Source organism: Actinoallomurus liliacearum (assembly GCF_039542035.1).
Lineage (GTDB): Bacteria > Actinomycetota > Actinomycetes > Streptosporangiales > Streptosporangiaceae > Actinoallomurus > Actinoallomurus liliacearum.
On the sequence record NZ_BAABHJ010000027.1, the window covers coordinates 210919 to 234409 of the forward strand.

28 protein-coding genes are annotated in these 23491 nt (G+C 72.5%); 13 read left to right on the plus strand and 15 right to left on the minus strand.

Features of this window, described 5'->3' with window-relative positions:
* The first annotated feature begins 170 nt into the window (after positions 1-170).
* Positions 171-1199: a mechanosensitive ion channel family protein gene (locus ABD978_RS32555; protein ID WP_345363338.1), complete on the plus strand. Its 1029-nt coding sequence runs from the start codon at positions 171-173 to the stop codon at positions 1197-1199.
* A 96-nt stretch (positions 1200-1295) separates the two neighbouring features.
* Here ABD978_RS32555 and ABD978_RS32560 read toward each other — a convergent pair whose 3' ends face one another.
* Positions 1296-1772: a MarR family winged helix-turn-helix transcriptional regulator gene (locus tag ABD978_RS32560; protein WP_345363340.1), complete on the minus strand. Its 477-nt coding sequence runs from the start codon at positions 1770-1772 to the stop codon at positions 1296-1298.
* A 42-nt stretch (positions 1773-1814) separates the two neighbouring features.
* On the opposite strand from ABD978_RS32560, the gene ABD978_RS32565 reads away from it, so the two are divergent.
* The 4 genes from ABD978_RS32565 (at position 1815) to ABD978_RS32580 (ending at position 4965) form a co-directional block, all read left to right on the plus strand.
* A complete protein-coding gene (locus ABD978_RS32565) occupies positions 1815-2309 on the plus strand; it encodes a universal stress protein (RefSeq protein ID WP_345363342.1) in 495 nt (164 codons plus the stop codon).
* A 151-nt stretch (positions 2310-2460) separates the two neighbouring features.
* The gene (locus ABD978_RS32570) at positions 2461-3459 is read left to right on the plus strand and encodes an alpha/beta hydrolase (RefSeq protein WP_345363344.1); all 999 of its coding nucleotides are present in this window, start codon (positions 2461-2463) and stop codon (positions 3457-3459) included.
* Between the two features lie 154 nt (positions 3460-3613).
* On the plus strand, positions 3614-4633 hold the full coding sequence (locus ABD978_RS32575) for an SDR family oxidoreductase (protein WP_345363719.1): 1020 nt from the start codon (positions 3614-3616) through the stop codon (positions 4631-4633).
* Entirely contained in the window at positions 4630-4965 is a 336-nt protein-coding gene (locus ABD978_RS32580; protein WP_345363346.1) for a hypothetical protein, read from the plus strand. The genes ABD978_RS32575 and ABD978_RS32580 overlap by 4 nt, the downstream gene beginning before the upstream one ends.
* A 58-nt stretch (positions 4966-5023) precedes the next feature.
* On the opposite strand, the gene hpnH is transcribed toward ABD978_RS32580, so the two are convergent.
* Genes hpnH through hpnC form a run of 7 tightly spaced genes read right to left on the minus strand, consistent with a single transcriptional unit; the run spans position 5024 to position 12633 of the window.
* The gene (hpnH, locus tag ABD978_RS32585; protein WP_345363348.1) at positions 5024-6028 is read right to left on the minus strand and encodes an adenosyl-hopene transferase HpnH; all 1005 of its coding nucleotides are present in this window, start codon (positions 6026-6028) and stop codon (positions 5024-5026) included.
* Positions 6025-6612, minus strand: coding sequence for a phosphorylase family protein (locus tag ABD978_RS32590; RefSeq protein ID WP_345363350.1), 588 nt, complete (start codon positions 6610-6612; stop codon positions 6025-6027). The genes hpnH and ABD978_RS32590 overlap by 4 nt, the downstream gene beginning before the upstream one ends.
* Positions 6609-8483, minus strand: coding sequence for a squalene--hopene cyclase (shc, locus tag ABD978_RS32595; protein ID WP_345363352.1), 1875 nt, complete (start codon positions 8481-8483; stop codon positions 6609-6611). Before shc ends, ABD978_RS32590 begins: the two co-directional genes overlap by 4 nt.
* Positions 8483-9496 carry a polyprenyl synthetase family protein gene (locus tag ABD978_RS32600; RefSeq protein ID WP_345363354.1) on the minus strand — a complete coding sequence of 338 codons (1014 nt, stop codon included), beginning with the start codon at positions 9494-9496 and terminating at the stop codon, positions 8483-8485. Before ABD978_RS32600 ends, shc begins: the two co-directional genes overlap by 1 nt.
* Positions 9493-10944 (minus strand): hydroxysqualene dehydroxylase HpnE, encoded by a 1452-nt coding sequence (hpnE, locus tag ABD978_RS32605; RefSeq protein ID WP_345363356.1) that lies wholly within the window; start codon positions 10942-10944, stop codon positions 9493-9495. The genes ABD978_RS32600 and hpnE overlap by 4 nt, the downstream gene beginning before the upstream one ends.
* The gene (gene hpnD, locus ABD978_RS32610; RefSeq protein WP_345363358.1) at positions 10941-11798 is read right to left on the minus strand and encodes a presqualene diphosphate synthase HpnD; all 858 of its coding nucleotides are present in this window, start codon (positions 11796-11798) and stop codon (positions 10941-10943) included. Before hpnD ends, hpnE begins: the two co-directional genes overlap by 4 nt.
* 4 nt (positions 11799-11802) lie before the next feature.
* On the minus strand, positions 11803-12633 hold the full coding sequence (gene hpnC / locus ABD978_RS32615) for a squalene synthase HpnC (RefSeq protein ID WP_345363360.1): 831 nt from the start codon (positions 12631-12633) through the stop codon (positions 11803-11805).
* A gap of 251 nt (positions 12634-12884) precedes the next feature.
* On the opposite strand from hpnC, the gene ABD978_RS32620 reads away from it, so the two are divergent.
* Positions 12885-14051, plus strand: coding sequence for an MGDG synthase family glycosyltransferase (locus ABD978_RS32620; RefSeq protein ID WP_345363362.1), 1167 nt, complete (start codon positions 12885-12887; stop codon positions 14049-14051).
* On the opposite strand, the gene ABD978_RS32625 is transcribed toward ABD978_RS32620, so the two are convergent.
* Both ABD978_RS32625 and ABD978_RS32630 read right to left on the minus strand, forming a co-directional pair.
* Positions 14008-14898 (minus strand): DMT family transporter, encoded by an 891-nt coding sequence (locus tag ABD978_RS32625; protein WP_345363364.1) that lies wholly within the window; start codon positions 14896-14898, stop codon positions 14008-14010. The genes ABD978_RS32620 and ABD978_RS32625 overlap by 44 nt on opposite strands.
* Positions 14895-15770, minus strand: coding sequence for a DMT family transporter (locus ABD978_RS32630; protein ID WP_345363366.1), 876 nt, complete (start codon positions 15768-15770; stop codon positions 14895-14897). Before ABD978_RS32630 ends, ABD978_RS32625 begins: the two co-directional genes overlap by 4 nt.
* 208 nt (positions 15771-15978) lie before the next feature.
* Here ABD978_RS32630 and ABD978_RS32635 point away from each other — a divergent pair, with 208 nt between their 5' ends.
* Complete coding sequence (locus tag ABD978_RS32635) at positions 15979-16728, plus strand: nucleotidyltransferase domain-containing protein (protein WP_345363368.1); 750 nt, start codon at positions 15979-15981, stop codon at positions 16726-16728.
* A 103-nt stretch (positions 16729-16831) separates the two neighbouring features.
* On the opposite strand, the gene ABD978_RS32640 is transcribed toward ABD978_RS32635, so the two are convergent.
* Positions 16832-17224 (minus strand): VOC family protein, encoded by a 393-nt coding sequence (locus tag ABD978_RS32640; RefSeq protein ID WP_345363370.1) that lies wholly within the window; start codon positions 17222-17224, stop codon positions 16832-16834.
* Positions 17225-17559: 335 nt separating this feature from the next.
* On the opposite strand from ABD978_RS32640, the gene ABD978_RS32645 reads away from it, so the two are divergent.
* Entirely contained in the window at positions 17560-17775 is a 216-nt protein-coding gene (locus ABD978_RS32645) for a hypothetical protein (RefSeq protein ID WP_345363372.1), read from the plus strand.
* Between the two features lie 40 nt (positions 17776-17815).
* Here the strand turns inward: ABD978_RS32645 and ABD978_RS32650 are convergent, their stop codons facing one another.
* Genes ABD978_RS32650 through ABD978_RS32655 form a run of 3 tightly spaced genes read right to left on the minus strand, consistent with a single transcriptional unit; the run spans position 17816 to position 19106 of the window.
* Entirely contained in the window at positions 17816-18658 is an 843-nt protein-coding gene (locus ABD978_RS32650) for a GNAT family N-acetyltransferase (RefSeq protein WP_345363374.1), read from the minus strand.
* A 50-nt stretch (positions 18659-18708) separates the two neighbouring features.
* Complete coding sequence (locus ABD978_RS44055; RefSeq protein ID WP_406567083.1) at positions 18709-18816, minus strand: DUF397 domain-containing protein; 108 nt, start codon at positions 18814-18816, stop codon at positions 18709-18711.
* Positions 18813-19106 carry a Scr1 family TA system antitoxin-like transcriptional regulator gene (locus tag ABD978_RS32655; RefSeq protein ID WP_345363721.1) on the minus strand — a complete coding sequence of 98 codons (294 nt, stop codon included), beginning with the start codon at positions 19104-19106 and terminating at the stop codon, positions 18813-18815. The genes ABD978_RS44055 and ABD978_RS32655 overlap by 4 nt, the downstream gene beginning before the upstream one ends.
* Before the next feature lie 271 nt (positions 19107-19377).
* Here ABD978_RS32655 and ABD978_RS32660 point away from each other — a divergent pair, with 271 nt between their 5' ends.
* Both ABD978_RS32660 and ABD978_RS32665 read left to right on the plus strand, forming a co-directional pair.
* Positions 19378-19722 carry a hypothetical protein gene (locus tag ABD978_RS32660; protein ID WP_345363376.1) on the plus strand — a complete coding sequence of 115 codons (345 nt, stop codon included), beginning with the start codon at positions 19378-19380 and terminating at the stop codon, positions 19720-19722.
* A 2-nt stretch (positions 19723-19724) separates the two neighbouring features.
* The gene (locus ABD978_RS32665; protein ID WP_345363378.1) at positions 19725-19856 is read left to right on the plus strand and encodes a hypothetical protein; all 132 of its coding nucleotides are present in this window, start codon (positions 19725-19727) and stop codon (positions 19854-19856) included.
* A 31-nt stretch (positions 19857-19887) separates the two neighbouring features.
* Here ABD978_RS32665 and ABD978_RS32670 read toward each other — a convergent pair whose 3' ends face one another.
* Positions 19888-21018 carry a serine hydrolase domain-containing protein gene (locus ABD978_RS32670; RefSeq protein WP_345363380.1) on the minus strand — a complete coding sequence of 377 codons (1131 nt, stop codon included), beginning with the start codon at positions 21016-21018 and terminating at the stop codon, positions 19888-19890.
* Positions 21019-21129: 111 nt separating this feature from the next.
* Between ABD978_RS32670 and ABD978_RS32675 the strand changes: the two genes are divergently transcribed.
* From ABD978_RS32675 to ABD978_RS32685, 3 genes are all read left to right on the plus strand, one after another.
* Complete coding sequence (locus ABD978_RS32675) at positions 21130-21783, plus strand: TetR/AcrR family transcriptional regulator (RefSeq protein WP_345363382.1); 654 nt, start codon at positions 21130-21132, stop codon at positions 21781-21783.
* Between the two features lie 99 nt (positions 21784-21882).
* Positions 21883-22611, plus strand: a complete 729-nt coding sequence (locus ABD978_RS32680) for an SDR family NAD(P)-dependent oxidoreductase (RefSeq protein ID WP_345363384.1) — start codon at positions 21883-21885, stop codon at positions 22609-22611.
* A 70-nt stretch (positions 22612-22681) separates the two neighbouring features.
* The gene (locus ABD978_RS32685) at positions 22682-23491 is read left to right on the plus strand and encodes a M15 family metallopeptidase (RefSeq protein WP_345363386.1); all 810 of its coding nucleotides are present in this window, start codon (positions 22682-22684) and stop codon (positions 23489-23491) included.

Consider the following 23491-nt stretch of genomic DNA (forward strand, 5'->3'; position numbering starts at 1 on the left):
CCGGGTTGAGCGGTGTGTGATCACACATGTGCGACATTCCGTAAAAAAGCCGTCTAGCAGGCTTTTCGCCAGATATGCGCTCATACCGCTGCACGGCGGAAGCGGGCTGGCTACGCTCGCGCGAGGCTCTCAGCCAAGATCATTCCGAAGACGAGTGGAGGAACACCGACTTGCACTGGCAGCGACTCGTGGTGGCCGTGGCCGAGACCGTCGCCGCACTGGCGACGGGATTCGGCCTGCGCGCGCTCCTGGGCCGATTGGCGAACCGCGCGGGCAACACCCGGTGGGCCTGGGACGACCTGTTCGTCAGGCTGCTGCGCGACCTCGCGGTGGTGCCGTGCACGGTCCTCGGCCTGTGGATCTCGGTGCTGACGCTGCACCTGAGACCGGGCATCCGGACGACGACGGGCCGCACCCTCGTGGCCGTCCTCATTCTGACGATCTCCATCGCGATCGCCCGCTTCGCCGCCGGCGTCGTCTCCTCGGTCGCGCTCGCCCGGTCGGGCGTCGCGCAGTCCGCGACGATCTTCGTCAACATCGTCCGCGTCGTGATCGTCGGGATCGGCGCGCTCATCCTCCTGCAGAGCCTCGGGGTCTCGATCACCCCGCTGCTGACCGCCCTGGGCGTCGGCGGCCTGGCGGTCGCGCTGGCGCTCCAGGACACGCTGGCCAACCTGTTCGCCGGGGTGCACATCCTCGCGTCGAGGAAGGTGCAGCCGGGTGACTTCGTACGGCTGGACAGCGGCCAGGAGGGCTACATCGTCGACATCAACTGGCGGAACACGACGATCCGCCAGCTTCCCGACAACCTGGTGGTCGTGCCGAACTCCCGCTTCGCCGATGCGATCGTGACGAACTACCACCGGCCGGCGCAGGACATGTCGATCTCGGTCAAGGTCGTCATCGGTTACCACAGCGATCTGGAGCACGTGGAGAAGGTGACCCTCGACGTGGCCGAGGAGGTCATGGCCACCGTGGACGGCGGCGTGTCCGACTACGAGCCCTCGGTCCGGTTCAACACGCTGGGCGAGACGAGCATCGGCTTCTCGGTCAACCTCCGGACCCGGGAGTTCACCGACCAGTACGTCGTCATCCACGAGTTCATCAAGCGGCTTCACCGTAGGTACCGCGCCGAGGGGATCGACCTCCCGTTCCCCCCGGCCGGCCTCCTCCTCGCGGGCGCGGCCCAGCCTCGCTGACGGCGTCACCGGCCGGCCGTACCGAGCCGACCGCGGCACCGACCGGGTCAGGCGAGACCGGCCGCCCGAGACGAGCCGACCGCGGCATCGACCGGCTCAGACGAGCCGGTCGGTGATGGCGGACAGCCGGCGGACGAGGGACACGGCGTGTTCCCGTTCGCCGGCGGGCAGGTCCGCCCAGAGCTCGGCGAAGCGGCCGACGATCTCCTGCCTCTTCTCCTCGAGCACCGCCCGGCCCGCGGCGGTCAGCGCGACGCACGTGCTCCGGCCGTCGCTGGCGTGCGGGGTGCGCTCGACCATTCTTCTGCGCTCCAGCGCGGCCAGGGCGCGGGTCACCGTGGGCTGGGCCAGCCCCGCGTGCTCCGCCACCGCCGACACCCCGCGGTCCCCCGCGGCGTCGATCGCTCCCAGGACCACGAGCTGCGGCACCGAGATGGCGTCCCCCTGGACCGTGTTGGCCGCGCCGCCCGTACGCCGGGCCGCGCGGAGGAGGTCCAGCACCGCGTCGACGAAGGCCTGAAAAAGGTCGGCCGATTCGTCACTTCCGGTCGTTATAGGACCCCGGTCCGTCATGTATATAGCGTACTATGGAGTCAGATTGAGGAGACGGCCACCATGGACGAGTCATTCATTCCGGGTCCCGACGGCACCGAGCGGGACGCATGGCACAGACCTCTGTTCGTCGTGGGCGTGGACGGATCCGACTCCGGCCGGGCAGCGCTGTGCCAGGCCGCCGAGGAGGGGACCAGGGCCGGCGCTCGGATCCTCTGCGTGCACGTCCGCTGCCAGCCGAGCGTGGGCGAGATGGCCGCGCTCGTCGCCCCCGGCGCCGCGCTGGCCAGCCGGGACTGCCGGGATCTCCTGGAGATGCAGGCGTGGCTGGACTGCGTGCAGATCCTGGACCCGCTCGACTGCCCCTGGGAGTTCCAGGTCGTCATGGGCCGTCCCGACAAGAGCCTGCGCGGGGTCATGATGGCGCGGCACGGCGACGCGCTGTTCGTCGGCCAGTCGCCCCGCACCGGCTGGTGGGCCCGGCTGTTTCACCGCTGTCCCGCGCGCCGGCTCGCCCGTGCCCAGGAGTACTCCGTCCACCTCGCGATCACGCCGTGACGGACCGTCCCCACCGCCGTCCGGAAGCGCCGTTTTAGTCCTTCCGTGCCAAATCGCCGCTCCGTTTTCGTGCCGAACGCGCGCAGCGAACGGACGGTGATTCCGCAAGGGTGATGACTCCTCGTCGAGCATGGAGAGCGGGAGTCGTCGCATGGTCGCCAGCGCCGTCACGCGTAGCCTCGCCGGAGTCCTCCTGGCGGTCGCCGCCTCGGTGGGCGTCCTGTCCGGTACGGCGGACGGCGCCGTGAAGCGGGTGGCGGCCGACGACGGCGCGAAGATCACCGCCGAGCACTGGATCGACGCCCGCACCGTCGACCTGACCGTCCGCTCCCCGGCGCTGGGCGCCTCGGTGCCGGTCCGCGTGCTGGTGCCGCGCACGTGGAAACGGGCCACCAAGGCGTCCTGGCCGGTCGTGTACGCGTACCACGGCGGGCGGGACACCTACGTCTCGTGGACGCGCAGCACCGACATCGCGAAGGTCGCCGCGGCGTACGACGTCATGGTGGTGATGCCCGACACCGGCTGGGCGGGCTGGTTCACCGACTGGTGGAACGGCGGCAAGCGCGGCACCCCCAAGTGGGAGACCTTCCACACGAAGGAACTCCTCCAGCTGATGGAACGCAACTACCACGCGGGCACGCACCGCGCCACGATGGGCGTGTCCTCCAGCGGGTACGGCGCGGTGAAGTACGCCGCGCGGCACCCCGGCATGTTCGCGTACGCGGTCTCGCTCAGCGGCATCCTCCATCTGACCCAGACCGGCGTGCCCGCCCTGGTGATGTTCGAGGCGAGTGAGAAGTACGACCCGTTCCGGATCTGGGGGATCCCGGGCATCGACGACAAGAACTGGAAGGCCAACGACCCGTACGAACTGGCGGCGAAGCTGAAGGGGACCGGGCTGTACCTCGCCAGCGGCCGCACCGGCCTGCCCGGCGCGCACGACCCGGCGGGCGGCGAGCCGGTCGAACTGCAGGAGGTCGTGTGCGGGGCGACGACGGTCGCGATGGTCGACCGGCTCCGCAAGCTGCACATCCCGGTCACCGCGCACATCTACCAGAAGGGCTACCACGACTGGTCGACCTGGCAGCCGGAGATGCACACCGCGTGGCCGCTGATGATGAAGGCGATCAAGGCGAAGAAGCTCTCCTGAGCCGAGACCGGGAACGCCCCTGGGCGGTCGATCCCTTGACCTCCGCGTCCTGTTAACCGGCGCGACTCGCGGGTAGGGGCGGAGCGTTGCGACGCCGGGCCGGATGAACCGGTCCGGCGTGTACCTGGAACGCTCATGAGGGGTGAGTGAGGGGATGACGGACCGCAGCAGGCCCCGCGTCGTCGTGGTGACCGGCGCCAGTGGGGGCATCGGACGGGCGACGGCACGGTTGTTCGGCGCGCGCGGCGACAAGGTGGCCCTGCTGGCCCGCGGCGAGACCGGACTGCGGGCCGCGGCGGAGGAGATCCGTGACGCCGGCGGGCAGGCCCTGCCGATCCCCACCGACGTGGCCGACTGGGAGCAGGTACGCGACGCCGCGGACCGTACCGAGGAGGAGCTCGGCCCGATCGACGTGTGGGTGAACGTCGCGTTCAGCTCGGTGTTCGCCGAGTTCAAGGACATCGACCCGGCGGAGTTCAAGCGCACCACCGAGGTGACCTACCTGGGGTACGTGTACGGGACCAAGGCGGCGCTCGAGCGGATGCTGCCGCGCGACCGCGGCGCCATCGTGCAGACCGGGTCGGCGCTGGCCAAGCGCGGGATCCCCCTGCAGTCGGCGTACTGCGGCGCCAAGCATGCGATCCAGGGTTTCCACGAGTCGCTGCGGACCGAACTGCTGCACCGGAAGAGCAACGTCCACGCGACGATCGTGCACATGCCCGCGGTCAACACCCCGCAGTTCGACTGGGTGGAGAACAAGCTGCCCAAGCACGCGCAGCCGGTGCCGCCGATCTACCAGCCTGAGGTCGCCGCACGCGCGCTGGTGTACGCCGCGGACCATCCGAAGCGCCGGGAGTACTGGGTGGGCGGCAGCACGGTGGCGACCCTGCTGGCCAACCGCGTCGCCCCGAGTCTGCTCGACCGCTATCTCGCGCGGACCGGGTACGCGTCGCAGCAGACCGACCGGCCGCGCGACCCGCACCAGCCGGCGAACCTGTGGAAGCCGGCCGACGGCCCCGACGGCCACGACTTCGGCGCGCACGGCGGTTTCGACGACAAGGCGCACGCGCGCAGCGTCCAGACCTGGGCGGCGGAGCACCGTGGCCTGCTGGCGGCCGGCGCGGGAGCCGCGCTGGGCCTGACCGGGATCGGGCTCCTGCGGAACGGCCGATGAGGGCGCAGCCGATCGCGCGGCTGACCTGGGGCACCCTCCTGATCACGGCGCCGGGCACGGTCCTGGAGACGATCACCGGCCGGCCCGCCACCACCTCGCAGCGCTGGGTCCTGCGCGTGCTCGGGAGCAGGCACGCCCTGCAGGCCGGGATCGACCTGGCCAGGCCGACCCCGGCCGTGCTCCGGTGCGGCGCCGCCGTCGACCTGCTGCACGCGGCCACGTGCGCGGGCGCGGTGGCGTTCCTGCCGCTGTGGCGGCGCCCCGCCGCCGTGGACGGCGTCGGCGCGCTGGCACTCGCGGCCGGCGCGCTGGCCCACGCCCGGGCGCACTGACCGCTCAGTCGCCTGCTCGCGGCCGGCGCCCCGACCCACACCCCGGCGCGCCGGCCGCTCAGCCGCTGCGTACGGCGCGCAGGGTCTCCTTCAGCGAGGACAGGGTGGCGAAGACGGCCGTGGGCTCGTAGCCGCAGTGCGCCATGCAGTTCGCGCAGCGGGGGTCGTTCCCGCGGCCGTAGGAGTCCCAGTCGGTCTCCTCGACCAGTTCCCGGTAGGTGCGGGCGTACCCGTCGGCCATCAGGTAGCACGGCCGCTGCCAGCCGAACAGCGAGTAGGACGGGATCGCCCAGGCCGTGCACGGGAAGTCGATCCGACCTTCGAGGAAGTCGAGGAACATCGGTGAGTGGTTGAATCGCCAGCGCCGCCGGTTGCCGTCCCCGAACGCCTCCCGGAACAGCCGCGTCGTCTCCTCGACGCCCAGGAAGTGCTCCTGGTCGGGGGCCTTCTCGTAGGCGTACGCCGGGGAGATCATCATCTGGTCGACGGCCAGGTCGTCGTTCAGGTAGTTCAGCACGTCGACGACCGTCCGCGGGCTGTCGGTGCTGAAGAAGGTCGTGTTCGTGGTGACCCGGAACCCGCGGCGCCGGCACTCCTTGACGGCCGCGACGGCCTGGTCGAACACGCCCTTCCTGCACACCGAGGCGTCGTGGCGCTCGCGCAGGCCGTCGATGTGCACGGTCCACGCGAAGTACGGCGACGGCTCGAACTGGTCGATCTTCCTGGGGATGAGCAGCGCGTTCGTGCAGAGGAAGACGTACTTCTTGCGGGCGACGAGTTCGCGGACCATCCGCCCGATCTGCGGGTGCAGGAGCGGTTCACCGCCCGCGATCGACACCATGGGCGCGCCGCACTCCTCGACGGCGGCCACCGCCTGTTCGACGGGCATGCGCCGGCGCAGCACGTCGGCGGGGTGCTGGATCTTCCCGCAGCCCGCGCAGGCCAGGTTGCACGCGAACAGCGGTTCCAGCTCCACCAGCAGCGGGAACCGCCGGACGCGCCGGAGCCTGCGGCCCAGGATGTAGGCGCCGATACGAATGCTTTGGCGAAGCGGCATAGTCATCGTTCAACCTCCGGAGGGTGGGCCCAGGCGACGAGGACCGGGGCGACGCGGCGCAGCCGGCTGCGGGCGATCAGGACGCGGCGTACGGTGCCGGGCCGCAGCAGCGGCACGGCGGGGGTGTCGACGATGACGCGCACCGCCACGAACGGCGTGCCGGTCGCGACCACGGCGAGCGGTCCGGTCTCCATGTCGACGGCGCGCACGCCGGCCGCCGCGAGCCGCAGCCGCTCCCCGCCCGTGACCAGGCGCGGGGAGGTGAACAGCGGCCCGGTCCGCGTGGCGAGCCCCGCGAGCGCCAGCCGCTCGGCGATCGGCCGGGCCGCCACGCACGGAAAGACCCGCTCGCCGAAGCGCACCTCGGTCGCCACCAGCACGTCGCCGGGGCGCAGCCCGGTGTCCAGCGCGCCGCCGAACCCGGTGACGGCCAGCGCGGCGTGCTCGGGCAGGCGGGCGGCGGCGCGGGCGGCGCGCCGTGGCCCGAGGCCGGTCCGGACGACGCGGACGTCCCGGGCGGACGCCGGCAGCCCGCGGCGTACCGCCCGCCGCTCGATGCGGAGCGCGGTGCAGATCACCAGCCCGGTCACGGGCCCTCCGCGGAGCGCAGGTAGCGGCCGAGGGCGCTGATCGGGAAGACGAGGCGGTACAGGTGGTAGTTGATGTAGAAGTCGCCGGGGAAGCCGGTCCCGGTGAAGTAGGGCTCGTCCCAGGTGCCGTCCGCGCGCTGGGCGCCGACGAGCCACTCCACGCCCCGGTCGACCGCCGCGGAGCGCTCCCCCGCCGCCAGGAGCCCTAGGAGCGCCCAGGCGGTCTGGGAGGGGGTGGAGTGGCCGCGCCCGACCCAGGCCGGGTCGCGGTACGACCGCAGGTCCTCGCCCCAACCGCCGTCGTCGTTCTGGTGGCGCTCGAGCCAGGTGACGGCCCGCCGGACGCACGGCCGCTCCGGGCGCACGCCGGCCGCGACCAGGGCGGGCAGCACGGCCCCGGTGCCGTACACGTGGTTGGCGCCCCAGCGCCCGAACCACGAGCCGTCCGGCTCCTGTTCCTCGAGCAGCCAGCCGACCGCCCGGCGCAGGACGTCCTCGTGGGCGGTCGGGCGCTCGTGCGCCAGCGCCTCGACGACGTGCGCGGTGACGTCGGCGGACGGCGGGTCGATGACCGCGCCGAAGTCGCAGAACGGCAGCCGGGTGCACAGGACGCGCGTGTTGTCGGCGTCGAATGCCGCGAACCCGCCGTCGCGGGACGCCATGCCGGCCATCCAGCGCAGCCCCCGGTCGATCGCCGGCCCGACGTCCGGGTGCTCGACCCGGCGCAGGGCGAGGATCACCTCGGCGGTGTCGTCGGTGTCCGGATAGCCGTCGTTGTCGAACTCGAACGCCCACCCGCCCGGCGGCAGCGACGGCCGCCGTACGGCCCAGTCGCCGGGGCCCTTGACCTCCTCGTCGAGCAGCCATCCGGCGGCTCGTACGAGCGCGGGGTGGTCGCCGGGCAGGTCCGCGTCGCGCAGCGCGTTGACGGCGAGCGCGGTGTCCCACACCGGCGACTGGCAGGCCTCCAGGCGGCGGCCCCGCTCGTCGCGGACCGTGAACCGGTCGAGCCCGGCCAGACCCCGGCGCATCACGGGATGGTCCAGGCCGTAGCCCGACAGATGGAGGGCGATGAGCGAGTACACCCAGGGCGGCTGGATGCCACCCCAGGAGCCGTCCGGCTCCTGCCGGGCGACGATCCACTCGGCGGCGCGTCGCAGGGCCGCGCGGCGCAGGCCGGGCACGGGCCGCCGCTGGTAGCGGTGCAGCACGCGGTCGAGGGCGCCGAAGAACCCGTCCCAGCCGAGGCGGGACCCGCGGCGCGGCCGGCGGCCGGTGCGCAGCTCGTCCAGGTCGAAGGGCAGCGGCCGGACCGGGCGCCGCGCGCTCACGACGGTCAGCGGCACGACCGTCTGCCGGGCCCAGCACGCCCAGTCGTAGACGTTCAGCGGGAACCACGGCGGCAGGAAGATCAGCTCCGGCGGCATGACCGGCAGGTCGGCCCACGGCCACTGCCCGAACAGCGCCAGCCAGATGCGGGTGAAGACGCGGCTCTCCTCGATGCCGCCGTGCCGGCGCGCGAAGGCGGCGGCGGCCCGCATGTGCGTGGCGTCGGCGGAATCCCCGGCCAGACGCAGCGCCGTGTACGCCTCGATCGTGGTGGACAGGTCGCCGGGGCCCGCGTGGAAGTTCGCCCACGAGCCGTCCGCGCGCTGCTCGGAGCGGATCCAGCGGGCGGCCTCGGCGGTGTCCTCGGGGTCGCGGACGCCGAGGAACTCCCGCAGCAGCAGGTCCTCGGCGTCCATCGTGACGTTGGTCTGCAGCTCGGCCTTCCACCATCCGTCCTCGGCCTGCAGGCCGAGGAGGTGGTCGCAGGCCGCCTTGAGAGCGACGTCGGCGCCGGCGACGGCCGTACGGGTGTCTGTGCTCACTAGTGGTCCCGGGATGCGATGAAACGGATGATCTCCCCGAACTCCTCGCGGACGCCCGGGGGCAGGTCCAGGGCGGCGAGCTGCCGCTCGGCCGCGTCGAGCCGGTGCTCGGCCTCCGCCTCGGCCCACGCGCGGCCGCCCGCCTCCTCGACCAGCCGGGCGGCCTCGGCCAGCTCGACCTCCGACAGCGGGTCCGGCTGGGCGAGGAGTTTCGCGAGGCGCTCCCCGGCGGTCGTGCCGCTGGTGAGCGCGGCGACGACCGGCAGGCTCTTCTTGCGCGCCCGCAGGTCGGCCAGGACGGGTTTGCCGGTGATCTCCGGCGCGCCCCAGATGCCGAGCAGGTCGTCGGCCAGTTGGAAGGCCAGGCCCGCCTGCGCGCCGAACGCCGCCAGCGCCGCGACGAGGTGGGCGGGCCCCTCGGCGACCATCGCGCCGATCGAGCAGGAGCAGGCCAGCAGCGAGCCCGTCTTGTCCGCCGACATCCGCCGGCACTCCTCCAGGCTCACGTCGGGCCGCCCCTCGAACTCCAGGTCCGAGGCCTGTCCGGCGATGAGGCGCTGAGTGGCCGCGGCGAGCCCGCGCGCGGCCCACACCCCGCCCCGCGTGCCCTTTTCGAGGAGGAGCTCCCCGGCCAGGACGAGCAGCGCGTCGCCGGCGAGCATGGCGGCCGACCGGCCGAAGACGGTCCAGGCTGCGGGCCGGTGCCGGCGGGTGCGGTCGCCGTCCATGATGTCGTCGTGCAGCAGCGAGAACGCGTGCACGAGCTCCACCGCGGCGGCGGCCGGCAGGCACGCTCCGACGTCCGCTCCCGCCGCGCGGGCCGACAGGATGGCCAGGGCGGGCCGCAGCGTCTTGCCGCCCGGCGTGGCCGGCCGGCCGTACGGGTCGCTCCAGCCCAGGTGGTACCCGGCGACCTGGGCGGTCAGCGGGTCGAGCCGTGCGACGGCGTCGCGCAGCACCGGTTCGACGAGCGAGCGGGCGCCGGCGACGGACGGCGGGGCGATCGCCGTCATGAGGCGCCCCCCGTCAGCCGGCTCCGGACCAGACGGGCGGCGGTGAGTCCGCTGCGCACGGCTCCCTCCATCGTGTCGGGCCAGCCCGTGTCGGTCCACGAGCCGGCGAGGTACAGCCCGGGCCACCGCGTGACCGGGCCGGGCCGGAGTGCGCCGCTGCCGGGCGCCTGGCGGAAGGTCGCGCGGCGTTCCCGGGTGACGAAGAAGTCGCACAGCCGGGCGTGGCGGGTCGCGGGGAACAGCTGTTCCATCGCCGGGACGAACTCGGCGCGGAGCTTGGCGGTCGGCTCGTCGATCCAGCGGTCCGCCGCCGACACCGAGACGGCGAGGTACTGGCCGGCACGGACGCCGGCGGCGTGGGTGCGGTCGAAGACCCACTGCACGGGCGAGTCGACGACGGCCGCGAACGGCAGGTCGGTGACCGGCCGGTCGTAGTGGAGGTGGACGTTCACGATCGGGCTCTCGCCGAGGCCGGCCCAGCGTTGCCGGTCGGGGACGGCGTCCCACGGGACGAGGTGCGCGGCCTGCCGGTGCGGGGTCGCGACGATGACGGCCGGCGCGTCGATCCGCTCGCCGTCCACCACGACCACCGGACCGGGCTCGATGGCGGTGACCTTCGTCGCCGGCCGTACGCGGCCGCCCCGCTCCTTGATGGCACGCTGGGCGGCGGTGCCGTGCAGGTCGCCGAGGGGCACGGCGGGCACGCCGATGTCGGCGGCGTCCGACCGGCCCAGGAGGGCGGTGCGGAAGACCATCGCCGCCGGTCCCAGCGCCGCCTCCTCCACGCCGATGTTGAGGGCGGCGACGGCGAACAGCTCCCACAGGGCGCGCCGTGCCGTGTCCCGCTGCCCGTGGACGGCCAGCCAGTCCCCCAGGCCGATCCCGTCGAGGCCCGGATCGGCCGGGTTCAGGCGGCGCAGCGCGAGCGCGCAGCGTACGGCCCGCAGCCGGTCGGCCGGCCGGAGCAGGGAGTAGGCGGCGAGGGCCGGCATCAGGTGCAGCGGCCCCGGCAGCGCCGCCCGCCGCAGCCGGCCGGGCCGCCCGGCGGGCGTGAGCACCCGCAGGTCGAACCGCTCCTGCAGCCGGACCTGGTCCGCGACGCCGAGCCGGTCGAGCAGGCCGCGGTAGGCCGTGCAGCAGCGCAGGAAGACGTGCTGGCCGTTGTCCACGACCAGCCCGTCCCGTTCGAAGGAGTGAGTGGCGCCGCCCAGCCGGGGGCGCGCCTCGTACACCGTGACCGGGAGACCGGCCTCCCCGAGCGCGAGCGCGGCGGTGATGCCCGCCAGACCGCCTCCGACGACCGCGACCGGCGCCATCGGGCCCCGCCGGCCCGGCGGACGCACCGGCCGCCGGACGCTCGACGGATCCGGCCGGCCGGGACCCGGCACGTCCGGCCGTCCGTTGGGACTCGGCGTGTCCGGCCGCCCGTCCAGGACCGGCGCGTTCACCGGCCCGCCCCGACCAGGGCGCGGGCCGCGACCATCGCCTTCTCCCACGTCGGCAGCGCCGAGCGGGCGGTCAGCGCGGCCGTCGGATCGGTGGCGATCCGCTCGAGCAGCGACTGGTAGATGCCGGCCATCGCCGCCGTGCACGCCGCGCTGCGCCGGTCGAGCAGGGGCAGCAGCCGCAGGCCGCGGAGGTACCAGCCGCGGGCCCGGTCGGCCTCGAACCGGACCAGCGCGGCGAGGTGGCCCGGTGGATCGGTGAAGGCGCCCTCGCGGTCGAGATTCAGGGTGCAGCCGAAGCGGGCCAGGTCCTCGGCCGGCAGGTAGATCCGCCCGATCAGGCGGTCCTCGCGGATGTCCCGGAGGATGTTCGTGAGCTGCAGGGCGATGCCGAGGGAGTCCGCGAGCGGCGTGGCGGCCTCGACGTCCTCGGCGCCGAAGACGCCGAGGGAGAGGCGTCCCACCGACCCGGCGACACTGCGGCAGTAGGTGACGACGTCCTCGGCGCGGGCGTAGGTCGTGCCGCGCACGTCGGACGCGCACCCGTCGATGAGCTCGTCGAACGCTGTCACGGGGATGGGCAGGCGGCGGGCCGCGTCGCGGAGGGCGACCAGCACGGGGTCCCCGGGATCGGGCGTGCGGCGGTGCAGGGCGGCCCGTTCCTCCTCCAGGCGGGCCAGCCGCCGGTGCGCGGGCCCGTCTCCGTCCCCGATGTCGTCGATCCGGCGGGCGAAGGCGTAGACGGCGCTGAGCGCGCGGCGTTTCGGCCCCGGCAGCAGCCGGATGCCGTAGGAGAAGTTGCGCGCCTCCGTGCGGACGATCTGCTCACAGTTTCGATAGGCGTCGGATACGCTCACCGGCTCACCTTCCTGTCGCGAGGACGCGCAGCCACGTCGTCAGCAGCCGCGTCCGCCGGGGGCGGACGGCCCGGCCGAGGACGTCGTGGTCCGCGGCCGTGAGCGCGGCGATCGTGGCGCGGCCGCCCGCGATGTAGCCCGCCACGGCGACCCGCGCCGGGCCGGTCAGCGCCGGGACCAGGGCGGTCCCGGCGTCCAGGAGCGCGGTGGCCCGCGTGGTCTGCAGGGCGACCGCGCGCCGCAGCCGGTCCGGGGTCGTCGCGCGGGCGAAGTCGTCGTCCGTGCAGCCGAATCGGCGCAGGTCGGCGCCTGGCACGTAGACGCGGCCCCGGGTGTAGTCCTCTCCGACGTCCTGGCAGTGCTCGATCACCTGTAGCGCCGAGCACACCTGGTCGGAGAGGGCGCAGCGCCGCTGGTCGGCGACGCCGAACACGTGCAGCACGATGTGGCCGACCGGGTTCGCGGACAGCTCGCAGTAGGCGAGCAGTTCCTCGAAACTCTCGTAGCGGGTGACCGCCTGGTCGCGCCGCCCGGCCCGGATGAGCCGCCGGAAGGGCTCGGCCGGGATCGCGTACTCGCTGACGGTCCGCTTCAGCGCCCCGACGGCCGGTACCTGCGCGGTGCGCCCGGCGTAGAGGCGTGTGAGGTCGTCCTCGACGACGTCCAGCAGGCGGAGCCGGTCGGCGGGCGGCGCCTCGTCTCCGATGTCGTCGATGAACCGGGCGAAGCCGTACACCGCCATCAGGTGCCGGCGGTACCCACGCGGCAGCAGCCGCGACGCCACCGGGAAATTCTCCCGGCGCGCTTTGTATATGACGCCCTCTGCCGATGACACGGCTTCACGATTTCCCTGGAGAGACGACGTAAACGACTAGGGGGCCGATAACAGCTAAGCGAACCGTAGATCCACGATGATTTGACTCTTCGGAGATCTTTAGGTTGCCCCGAACAGGGAGAACTTATACTGACGACCCCGCCGTCCCGCACGGAAAAGACCCGCCAACAATGACCCACGGAACCACAATGGGAAGCACCGAAATAGACCGCGACCCGGGCACGGAAAATGAATCTGAAAAGGGCCGCCGAGTGCTGCTCCTCAGCGCCGGGATGGGCGCCGGCCACGATGCCGTCGCCGGCGAACTCGCCGGGCGGCTGACGGCTGCCGGGCACCGCGCCGACGTCGTCGACGTGCTCGAGCTGCTTCCGCTGCGCCTCGGGCGCGCCCTGCGGTGGTGGTACGGCTGGATGATGCGGCGCGCGCCCTGGCTGTACGCGCTGATCTACCGGGTGTTCTTCGTGCCCGGCCGGGCCGGCGCCGCGCCGGGCCGACGCCGTCCGGCGTCGCTCGCGTCTTCGCGTCCGGCGTCGCTCGCGTCCCCGCTGACCGTGCTGGCCGCCGCGCGCCTGCGCCGCGTGCTGCGGCGGCACGCCCCGGACCTGGTCGTCTCGACGTTCCACCTGGCCGCGCAGGCGGCCGGGCACCTGCGCCGCACCGGGCGGTCGCGGGCGCCGGCCGTGGTGCTGCTCACCGACTTCGCGGCGCATCGACTGTGGCTGCATCCGGGCACCGACCGCTACCTGTGCCCCTGCCCGGAGACGGCGCGGGAGGTCGCCGCCGCGTCCGGCCGTCCCGCCGTCTGCCACGCCCCGCTGACGCGCCCCGTCTTCCGGAGCACGCGGGCCGACGCGGCCGCCGTGCACGCCCGGCTCGGCACCCGGCCGGAGGACCGCCTGGTCCTGGTCTCGGCGGGCTCGTGGGGCGTCGGCGCCGTCGAGGAGACCGCCCGGGTGCTCGCGCGCTCGGGCCGGTACGTGCCGGTCGTGCTGTGCGGCCGCAACGACGCGCTCCGGGCCCGGCTCGGCACCGCCGAGGGGACCGTCGCGCTCGGCTGGCGTCCGGATCTGCCGGAGCTGATGGCCGCCGCCCACGCCCTGGTCGACAACGCGGCCGGGCTGACGTGCCGGGAGGCGTTCGCGGCACGGCTGCCCGTCGTGTCGTACCGGCCGATCCCCGGCCACGGCCGGGACGGCGTCCTGGCGATGGCCCGCGCCGGGCTGAGCGTCCACGCCGCCGACGCCGAGCGCCTCCTCGCCGAGCTCGACCGGCTCGGTGACCCCGCCGCCCGGAGCGGCCCGGTCGCCCGCGCGGCGGCGCTGTTCGACGCGCCCCCGGCCGAGGACCTGCTCTTCGGGCCGTACGCGACTCCGGTCAGTGACCCAGACGGCTCTCGCTCTCCGGACCGGGCGGGTTGACCTGGGGGTGGCCACGGACCGGCGGTGACTGGGCCAGCAGCCTGCTGCCGTAGAGGAGCAGGCCGACGCCGAGGAGCTCCAGGACCACCCACCCGCCGAGCCGGATCTCCTCGCCGAACAGGCCGACCCCGTACGCGATGCTGGAGACGGGATCGGAGACGTTCAGCGCGGGCTGCACGGCGACGAGCGTGCCGCTGTGCAAGGCGTTCTGCAGGAGGAACAGGCTGCCCAGCCCGGCCGCCACCATCGCCCACACCGCCCAGGAGGTCAGCAGCGCGACGGGGCCCGCCGACAGGACCTCGGTCGCCTCCTTCATCAGCGCGGCGGTGAACGCGAACCCCAGACCCGAGGCGATCCCGAGCAGCACCGCGCGGCTCGTCCCGCTGGTGACCTTCGCCACCGAGACGAGGTAGCCGACCAGTCCGAGGGTCACCGCGGTCGCGATCGCCCACTCGATCCGGTCCGGGTGCCGGTGCCCCGCAGACGGGGCGGCGGAGGCCAGGAGGGCGGCCAGCCCGACGGTCAGCGCGCCGACGGCCCGCCAGGACTCCGTGCCGAGCCGGATGCGGAAGATGCCGGCCATTAGCAGCATCGTGATCGGCAGCTCGGTGACGAGGATGGGCTGTACCAGGGACAGCTCTCCGGTGGTCAGCGCGGCGGCCTGGAACAGGAAACCGAACATCAGCGCGACGATGCCGCCGAGCCACTCCGGGCGCCGGACCAGGTCCAGGATCAGCGCGAACCGGAACGCCTCCTCCTCGGGCGCCGACCGTGCCGCGTGCCGCTGCAGCACGGACGCGAGGGCGTTGCTCCCCGCGGCGAGGACCGCGAACAGGACGGAGATCATCCCGACCCGCCGTCCTGCCGCACGACCGATCCCGGCTTGCCGAGGAAGGACGAGCGGCCGAGCACGCCGATGCCGGTGACGATCATCAGCAGGCCGATGACCTCCGCCGTGATCGCGGCCCCGGTGAAACGGAGGTTCTCGGCGAACACGAGCATCCCCAGGACGATGCCGATGATCGGCTCGACCGCCGTCATCGCGGGCAGCGAGATGCCGATCGGCGCGGCGTCGAACGCGCTCTGCGCCAGCAGCAGGGACAGCAGGGCGACGATGATCAGGGCGTACGGCTGCCAGCTCCGCAGGGCGACCGGCAGCCCCTGGCCGAGTTCGAGCAGCGAACTCCGGGTCAGGGCGTCCTGGACGCCGAACAGCATCCCGGCCGCCGCCGCGAACAGCATCGCCTTGGTCCGCAGAGAGCGCGGAAGAGCGACCAGAACGAACCCGGCCGCGACCACCACCACGGCGCCGGCCGCGAGCCAGCGAGGCGAATCCGGTGCCGTGGTCCGCCCCCCGTGCGGCTGCCCGAACGCCAGAAAGATCACCGCTCCCCCCGTGACGAGCAACCCGCCCCACCAGACCTCCCGGCTGAGCGGCTCCTTGTAGACCGCGTGGGCGATGACGAGCGCGAAGATCAGGTTCGTCGCCAGCAGCGGCTCGACCCGGCCCAGGTCCGATTCGTCGAGCGCCACCGCACCCAACACCTGCCCGCAGATCATGGCGGCGATGCCCAGCAGCCACACCGGCTGGCGGATGAGGTGGGCGAGCAGCTTGAACCGCAGCATCTCGTCCAGCGGCTCGCGGTATGCCACGTGCTGCTGGGCGACGAAACCGATGCCGAGGAAGCAGGCCGCCGCGAGAGCGAGGAGGGTCTTCATCGGCCGCCCGCCGGACTCACGTAGGGGGTGGTACCCGTACGCTCCGCCTCCTACCGGCTGACCTGGGATTCCGCGGGTGGGTAAGATCGTCCGCATGAAGCGATGACCTCGGCGCACCGATTCACCTGACGCCGTCCGAGCCCTCTGCTCCGGCGTCCGCGTGGTGTGCCCGCGGCGCCCGTCATCCACTTCTCGCGATCGGATCCCCATGACCGACGAAACGTTCCTCGACCTCCTCGCCGACCGGCTCGCGGCCCTGCCCGCCGTACGGGCCGTCACTCTCGGCGGCTCGCGTGCTCAGGGCACCCACACCCCGGACAGCGACTGGGACCTGGCCGTCTACTACCGGGACGGCTTCGACCCGGCCGAGCTGCGCGCCGTCGGCTGGGACGGCGAGGTCTCCGAGATCGGCGGCTGGGGCGGAGGGGTCTTCAACGGCGGGGCCTGGCTCGCGATCGACGGCCGACGCGTCGACGTCCACTACCGCGACCTCGACATCGTCGACCACGAACTCGCCGAGGCCCGGCAGGGCCGCTTCCACTGGGAGCCCCTGATGTTCCACCTCGCGGGCATTCCGAGCTACCTGGTGGTCGCCGAACTCGCCGTCAACCGGGTGCTGCGCGGCACGCTGCCCCGCCCGGAGTACCCGCAGGCACTGCGCGCGGCGGCCCCGCCGGTGTGGCGCGGCCGCGCTGCGATCACGCTGCAGTACGCCCAGGGCGCCTACGCCCGGCGGGGCCAGGTCACCGAGGTCGCGGGCGCGCTGGCCACCGCCGCCATGAACACGGCGCACGCGGTGCTGGCGGCACGCGGCGAGTGGGTCACCAACGAGAAGCGGCTCCTGGAGCGCGCCGACCTGCGCGGCATCGACACGATCATCGCCGACCTGCGGCCGGAGCCCGACGCCCTCACACGGGCGATCACCCAGGCGGAGGAGTCGTTCGACGCCGCCGTCTAGCGCGGGGCCGGAACGTTCGGTGAACGCGGCGCGCCACGGGTCGCGAAGTCGGACGAAGCGGGCAACGAGGGCACGAATTCCGAGACTTCTGTACGGGTCGCCGTCAGGTAGCGTCCGCGTCGCCGGTCAGGTAGTCGGCCCGGCCCTCGTCGTCGAGTTCGAACGAGCCTTTGGGGATGACGCAGAACTCGTTTCCCTCGGGATCGGCCATGACGAGGAAGCCTCCGGCGTCGTACTCCGTCAGCCGCCGTCCGCCCAGCGCCTCCACCCTGGCCTGCTCGGCCGCCGGGTCCTCCGACTCCAGATCCAGGTGCAGCCGGTTCTTCCCGGCCTTGGATCCGTCGGTGCGCTGGAAACCCACGCCCAGCCCGTTCCTGCGTTCGAGCCAGACGTACGGTCCAAAACGCGCGACCACCGGCCGGTCGAGCAACTCGCTCCAGAAGGTCGCCAGCCGATCCGGATCAGCGGAGTCGACGATCACGCAGTTGATGTCCACGGCCACCAAGCTGCCAGTAAGAGGTCCGAACAGTCCACCAGGGGGCCGGCCCTTCCGGTCACCCCGCCGGGCGTCGACGTCGGCGTACGGAACGTTCGGTGAACGCGACGCGCCATGAGTCGCGAAGTGGGATGAAACCGGGCAGCCAGGGCGCGGATCCCGAGACTTCTGTACGGGCCACCGTTACCGCCCTGGATTTTCGTTGCTCACGGCACCGAAATCCTGGGCACAAGCCCAGGCGGAGATGCTCCCGGCCGGCGAGGGCCAGGACGATCATTCCGTTCGGGGGCTTATCCACTCGACATCGGCCTGGATCTCACCGCAAAGTAGTACGCATGCGCATCGCGTTAACGGGGATCGGAATCATCGGCGCGGGTCTGTTCATCTACTGGATCACGGGCCCGTACGGCGCCGTGGCGTTCACCTTCTTCGGCCTGTGGGCCCTGCTGCTGACGCTGTCGGCCACGTTCGTCTCGGGGGCGGCGCTGACGGACGAGGTACCGAGCGAGGAGCCCGCCGAAGAGGGGAGCCGCGTGACCGGCGGGTCCTGACGGGGGCTGCCGCGCCTCCGCGAGTCGGAGGCGCGGACGCTCAACCGCCGTGCCGCGCAGTTCCGAAGGAGATCACCAGGTAGTCGTCCAGGGGCTGGAAGCCGATGCGCCGGTGGATCGCGTTGATCCCCGGGTTGGCCAGGTCGGCGAAGACCACGACGTCCTGTGCCCCGGCGTCGACCACGGCCCGGCCGACCGCGGCCGTCGCGGCCGCGCCGTACCCGTGGCGCCGGTGCTCCGGCGGCGTGTAGACGGGGGCGATCCGCACCATCCCGGCGACCATCCTGGTCCGGCCCGCGAGCGCCACCGGCACCCCGTCCCGCTCCCACAGCGTCAGCCCGCCGTACGCGATCCGGTCGTCGACCGCCGCTCCGTGGTCGCCGGGCCGCTCGCGGATCTCCCGCTCGGCGTCGTGGTACCAGCCGAGGAGCAGGTCGCGGTCGGCCGACCCGGCGAGACGGGCGCGGCCGGGCGTGTCCGGGACGCACACCTCCTCCAGCCGGTAGAGCCGCCGGCGCTCCCAGATCGTGAAGTCGGAGCCGGTCGCGGCCCGCCAGCGTTCGGCGAAGGACTCGGCGAGCTCGTGGCGGCCGGTGACCCCTCGCAGCCGCCGCCCCTCCCCGGCCAGGGTGTCCGCCAACTCCGTCGCGGCCTTCTCCGACATGGCGCTGAGCAGCAGCGGGAACGGCGGCGTGTGCACGAACGCCCCGGCCACGCATCCGGTGGACAGCCAGGCCCCCATCGCCGCCGGCGCGTTCCCGTACGAGGCCGACCCCCGCGCCCGCAGCGACTCGACCACGGTGATCAGGACGGTGTTCTCGACCGGCCGGGACCGGAGGAAGCAGCCGGCGGTCGCGTCATATTCCGCAATATCTCCGGTCATAACCCAGCCCATGGGCCTCATACTGCCCAGTATTCAGCCGGGTGTGCAGGTCAACCGGCGATTGTGACCAACGCGTCACGCTCAACAACGGCGACCTCGACGCATTCCCCGCCGGAGGTCATGCTTCGGCTGCTCGTCCGCCACCTCGGAGTTGTCACAGATCCTCCATGAAGCGCTTGATCAGATCCCTTGACGGGTCCTCCGGCAGCGCACGTTGCCCGATCCGTTCGTAACGTAGCGCGAAATCGGCAACTTCCTCGATATTCGGGACAAGTCGACCTCCGCCCGGCGCTTCGACGTACGCCGTCTCACCGAACGGATCGGCCATCCTGAGGATCATGAAGGAATCGTCCAGGCCGGGATGGAATCCGACCGACTTGGGGACGACCCGCAGCCCGATGTTCGGCCGCTCCGAGACGTCGAGGATGTGGGCGAGCTGCGCCTTCATCACCGCCGAGCACCTCCCCCATCAGCTCGCCGGTGAGCTTGCGCTGCTGACGGCAGAACCGCAGGTAGTAGGCGATGAGCGCCCACATCGACGACTTCGGGTCGGGGGATTCCCGAAAACTCCTGGCCTTCCTCCGGCGTTTCGCTGACTTGCAGGACTTGTCGACAACCGAGACGACTTTAGGCCGAGAAAGGCACGGTGTTAACAGGAACACGGAAATTAACGACCCGCGAGGGCGGTAAAAATGGCGCATATCATGCAACCCGGATATATGGCCGCCACAGAAATCGCCGAGGGCGGTGCGGCCGCGTGGCGGCTACCACCCGACCCGCGCTGCGCCTCGGTCGGCCGGTCCCTGGTCCACGACACCCTCATGGCGCTCCGGCTGCCCGGCGGCCTCGTCGACGCCGCGGTGCTGACCGCCGGCGAACTGACCACGAACGCCCTCAAGCACGGCCTCCGCGCCGGCCCGTACGAGCCCGTCGTCCCGGCCGAACTCTGGATCTGGAGCCGTACGACCCCACGCCCGGAACTCGTCGTCGCGGTCTTCTCACTCACCGTCACGAGGCGCGCGTATCCCTGGTCGGCGTCCCGCTGCCCAAGGGCGGTGCCCTGAACGTGTGGGTGCGCGCCGAGGGCTTCGACTTCGCGGCGCCCGGCGGCGTTCGCGTCCATCGCCCCGTCACCGACCTGCAGGACGTCACCGAGTGCCTCGTACGGCGCGTCGAGGAGCACGCCACGCCGCGATGACGGCGCCTCGGCGCGAGGAACCCGGTGGTGGTCAGCCTTCGGTGTTGCCGTACATCGCCACCCGGTAGAGAGCCGCGAGCGCATCGTCGATGGGATGAGGCTGCGGCCTGCCCGAGGAGCCGAGCCTGTTCCATCTCTGCAGGTTCACCGCGATGGCCATCTGCCGTTTGCCGTCGGCACGGGTCATGGTCACCGCTCCGGCGCCCCAGGCCGAGCCGTCATGGCCCCAGAAGGTGCCCTGACCGGGAGCCTCCTTCCGGTGCAGGCCGAGGCCGTAGTCGATCGTCTTGCCCTCTTGGGAGATGACCGGGACGGTGCGTTGCATCTGCGCCAGCGACGACCGGCTGACGATCTCGCCGGCGAGCAGCATGCCGAAGAAGCGGTTGAGGTCCGCGACGGTCGATATCAGCGAAGCCGCCGGCCCCACCCATGACATGTCGAAGACGCTGTAGTCGCGCGGCGGGTCGATCATGCCGAACCACGCCTCGTACATCTGCGAGTGCGGCCCGTCGACGTACGGCCCGGCCGGGAGGGCGGCGTCTCGGAGCCCGGCACGCTCGATGACGTTCTGGGTGATGTACTCCTCGGCCGTGGTGCCGGTCACCTGTTCCAGGAGTTGGCCGAGGAGCAGGTAGTTGGTGTTGGAATACACCCCCGGAGTTCCGCCCGGGGCGCCGACGGCAGGCGCGGCGACCCCCATCTCGATCAGTTCGGTGGGGTGAAACCGCGTGAACCGGTTGTCGTCCATGCTCTGGGGGCCGGTGTTCGCGAGGGCGGGGAACGCCTTGAAAGAGGGGTAGGCATAGGGGAGGTACTCAGCGAGCCCGCTGGTGTGGTTGATCAGCATTCGGATGGTGATCGCGTCACCGCGTTCGCCGGGAACCAGCTTCGGCAGGTAGCGGCCGATCGGCGTGTCGAGACCGATCCGACCGCTCTCGACCTGCTGCAGCACCGCGGCGGCGGTGAAGGTCTTGGTGATGCTGCCGACGCGGTGCCGCATGTCGGCGGTGACGGGACGACCGGTGGCGACATCGGCGACCCCGGCGGCACCGCGCCAGACCTGGTCGCCGTCACGAACCTCGGCGAACAAGCCGGGCATCCCGGCGCGGTGGACATTTTCCAGGGCGGCGTTCAGCTCCGCGGAATCCAGCGGGTTCTCCACGACCCATGTCCTTTCGTGTTCCCTACGGCGAGCTTTAACGCCCTCATTATGCACGCGCCGCGTGCATCGGCAAGTGCATAGGTTATGCTGAGTCCGGGTGAGAGGAGCGAGATGACAGGTCGAAGGCGCTGGTCGACCGAGGAGATCCTGGATGCGGCGGCGGAGCTGCTGCGCACGGGCGACGCCGAGTCGTTCAGTGTGCGCAAGCTCGCCGCGGCGCTCGGGACCGACTCCTCCAGCCTCTACCGGCACTTCCGCACCAAGACCGAACTGCTGCGGGCCGTCGCCGACCGGATCCTCCTGGCCGCCGTGGACGGCTACCGCGCCGAGGGGGACTGGAAACAGCGCGTCACCGCCCTGGCCCTGCGCTTGAGAGAGGCCTTCGGCCGGCAGCCCCAGCTCGCCGTGATCTGGGGACGCTATGCCTCAGGCGGCGCCGGTTCCCGGCTGGTCATGGAAGAGCTCCTGCAGGCCCTGCGGTCTTCGGGCCTGCCGGACGAGGAGATCCCGGCGCGCTATCACCGGATCGTGATCCTCATCGCCGCGCTGATCGCCTCCGAGGCCGGCATCAGCACCATCACCCCGAAGGAGTACGAACAGGGCATGGAGCTGTTCCGCGTCGCGGTCCTGGGCGCGGACCCCGAACGCTTCCCCGCCCTGACCCACTTCGCCCGCGACCTCCGCCCCCTCGGGGCGGACCGCCGCGCCGCGTTCGAAGACATCCTCGCCGCCCACCTCGCCCAGATCGAGGCCGCGATCCCCTGAGTCGCGCAAGCGGCCGTGCCGATCCGAGGACGTCGACGGCGAGCGATGGCCCGGTGAACGCCGGGGATCAGCCGGGTTCGCGCGGGGAACGGATTGAGCATGCGGCTGAGTGGGGCGCGGGTGCTGATCACTGGGGCGTCCTCGGGGATCGGGGCGGCGACCGCGCGGGAGATGGCGCAGGCCGGGGCCCGGCTCGTCCTGGCGGGGCGGGACCGGCGGCGGCTCGACGCCGTGGCCGCCGAGACCGGCGGGCGGGTGATCGCGGGTGATCTGGCCTGGGACGTCGCCCGGCTGGCCTCGCGTGCCGGGCCGGTCGACGTCCTGGTGAGCAACGCCGGGGCGGGCTGGGCGGGGCCGCTGACACGCATGCCGGGCAAGGCCGTCGATCGGCTCGCCGCCGTCAACCTCACCGCGCCGATCCAGCTGACCCGGCTCCTGCTGCCCGGCATGGTCGAGCGGGGCGGCGGGCACGTGGTGTTCGTCTCCTCCATCGCGGGTGCCGTCGGCGTACGGGAGGAGGCCGTGTACTCGGCGACCAAGGCCGGGCTGATCGTGTTCGCGGAGGGGCTCCGTCACGAACTGCGCGACGTCGGGGTGTCGGTGGTGCTGCCCGGCGTCGTCGACACGCCGTTCTTCGTCCGGCGCGGCCGGCCGTACGCCCGCCGGTGGCCCCGCCCGGTCCCGCCCGAGCGGGTCGCGCGGGCGGTGGTGGCCGCGGTCGAGCGGGACCGCGCGGAATGCTACGTGCCGTGCTGGCTCCGCCTGCCCTCCCGGCTCCGGGGCGCGGCGCCGGGCGTCTTCCGCTCGCTCAGCGGACGGTTCGGCTGAGCGAGCGACCGGGCTCGGCCGAGCGACGGGAGGGTTTCGCGCGGCGCGCCCGACCTGATAGGCCAGAGGGATGCAGAAACCCGCCACCGTTCTCCGTCGCCTGACCGTCGCGCTCGCGGCGCTGCTGGCCGTTACCGCCGTGTCACCGGCGGCGCACGCGCGTACGGAGCCGAAGGCTCCCAAGGAGTTCGTCGCGCTCAGCGACGTCGATCCGACGATCATCCAGGAGATGCGCTACCCGACGAAGCACAACTTCGTCGGCCGGCCCATCGACGGATACCGCCAGCCGATCTGCATCCTGACCAGGCCGGCCGCCCAGGCCCTGCACAAGGTGCAGGGGAAGCTGCTGCGCCGGGGCTACTCGCTGAAGGTGTACGACTGCTACCGCCCGCAGCGCGCGGTGAACGACTTCGTCAAGTGGGCCGAGGACCCGAAGGCCACCCAGATGAAGGCCGAGTTCTACCCGCGCGTGGACAAGTCGCGGCTGTTCGCGGACGGCTACATCGCCGAGAAGTCCGGGCACAGCCGGGGCAGCACGATGGACCTCACGGTCGTGAAGCTGCCCGCGCGGCCGACGCAGCCGTACCACCCCGGCCAGCGCCTCGTGCCCTGCTACGCGCCGCAGTCCGAGCGGTTCCCCGACAACTCGATCGACATGGGGACCGGGTTCGACTGCTTCGACACGCTCGCCCACACGCTCGACCCGCGAATCCAGGGCACGCAGCACGCGAACCGGCTGCTGCTGAAGAACGCCATGGAGGCCGCCGGATTCGTCAACCTGGCCGAGGAGTGGTGGCACTACACCTACCAGCCCGAGCCGTTCTCGAACACCTACTTCGACTTCCCGGTCTCGCGCGCATCCCTGGCCGGGCGGCGCTGA

Bases quoted from the DNA above. Each gene is read 5' to 3' on its own strand.
- ABD978_RS32685 (WP_345363386.1), top strand. From the start codon at position 22,682: ATGCAGAAACCCGCCACCGTTCTCCGTCGCCTGACCGTCGCGCTCGCG.
- ABD978_RS32660 (WP_345363376.1), top strand. From the start codon at position 19,378: ATGGCCGCCACAGAAATCGCCGAGGGCGGTGCGGCCGCGTGGCGGCTA.
- ABD978_RS32570 (WP_345363344.1), top strand. From the start codon at position 2,461: ATGGTCGCCAGCGCCGTCACGCGTAGCCTCGCCGGAGTCCTCCTGGCG.
- ABD978_RS32645 (WP_345363372.1), top strand. From the start codon at position 17,560: ATGCGCATCGCGTTAACGGGGATCGGAATCATCGGCGCGGGTCTGTTC.
- ABD978_RS32650 (WP_345363374.1), bottom strand. From the start codon at position 18,658: ATGACCGGAGATATTGCGGAATATGACGCGACCGCCGGCTGCTTCCTC.
- ABD978_RS32635 (WP_345363368.1), top strand. From the start codon at position 15,979: ATGACCGACGAAACGTTCCTCGACCTCCTCGCCGACCGGCTCGCGGCC.
- ABD978_RS32655 (WP_345363721.1), bottom strand. From the start codon at position 19,106: ATGAAGGCGCAGCTCGCCCACATCCTCGACGTCTCGGAGCGGCCGAAC.
- ABD978_RS32560 (WP_345363340.1), bottom strand. From the start codon at position 1,772: ATGACGGACCGGGGTCCTATAACGACCGGAAGTGACGAATCGGCCGAC.
- hpnH (WP_345363348.1), bottom strand. From the start codon at position 6,028: ATGACTATGCCGCTTCGCCAAAGCATTCGTATCGGCGCCTACATCCTG.
- ABD978_RS32625 (WP_345363364.1), bottom strand. From the start codon at position 14,898: ATGATCTCCGTCCTGTTCGCGGTCCTCGCCGCGGGGAGCAACGCCCTC.
- ABD978_RS32630 (WP_345363366.1), bottom strand. From the start codon at position 15,770: ATGAAGACCCTCCTCGCTCTCGCGGCGGCCTGCTTCCTCGGCATCGGT.
- ABD978_RS32580 (WP_345363346.1), top strand. From the start codon at position 4,630: ATGAGGGCGCAGCCGATCGCGCGGCTGACCTGGGGCACCCTCCTGATC.
- ABD978_RS32565 (WP_345363342.1), top strand. From the start codon at position 1,815: ATGGACGAGTCATTCATTCCGGGTCCCGACGGCACCGAGCGGGACGCA.
- ABD978_RS32675 (WP_345363382.1), top strand. From the start codon at position 21,130: ATGACAGGTCGAAGGCGCTGGTCGACCGAGGAGATCCTGGATGCGGCG.
- ABD978_RS32680 (WP_345363384.1), top strand. From the start codon at position 21,883: ATGCGGCTGAGTGGGGCGCGGGTGCTGATCACTGGGGCGTCCTCGGGG.
- ABD978_RS32575 (WP_345363719.1), top strand. From the start codon at position 3,614: ATGACGGACCGCAGCAGGCCCCGCGTCGTCGTGGTGACCGGCGCCAGT.
- ABD978_RS32600 (WP_345363354.1), bottom strand. From the start codon at position 9,496: ATGACGGCGATCGCCCCGCCGTCCGTCGCCGGCGCCCGCTCGCTCGTC.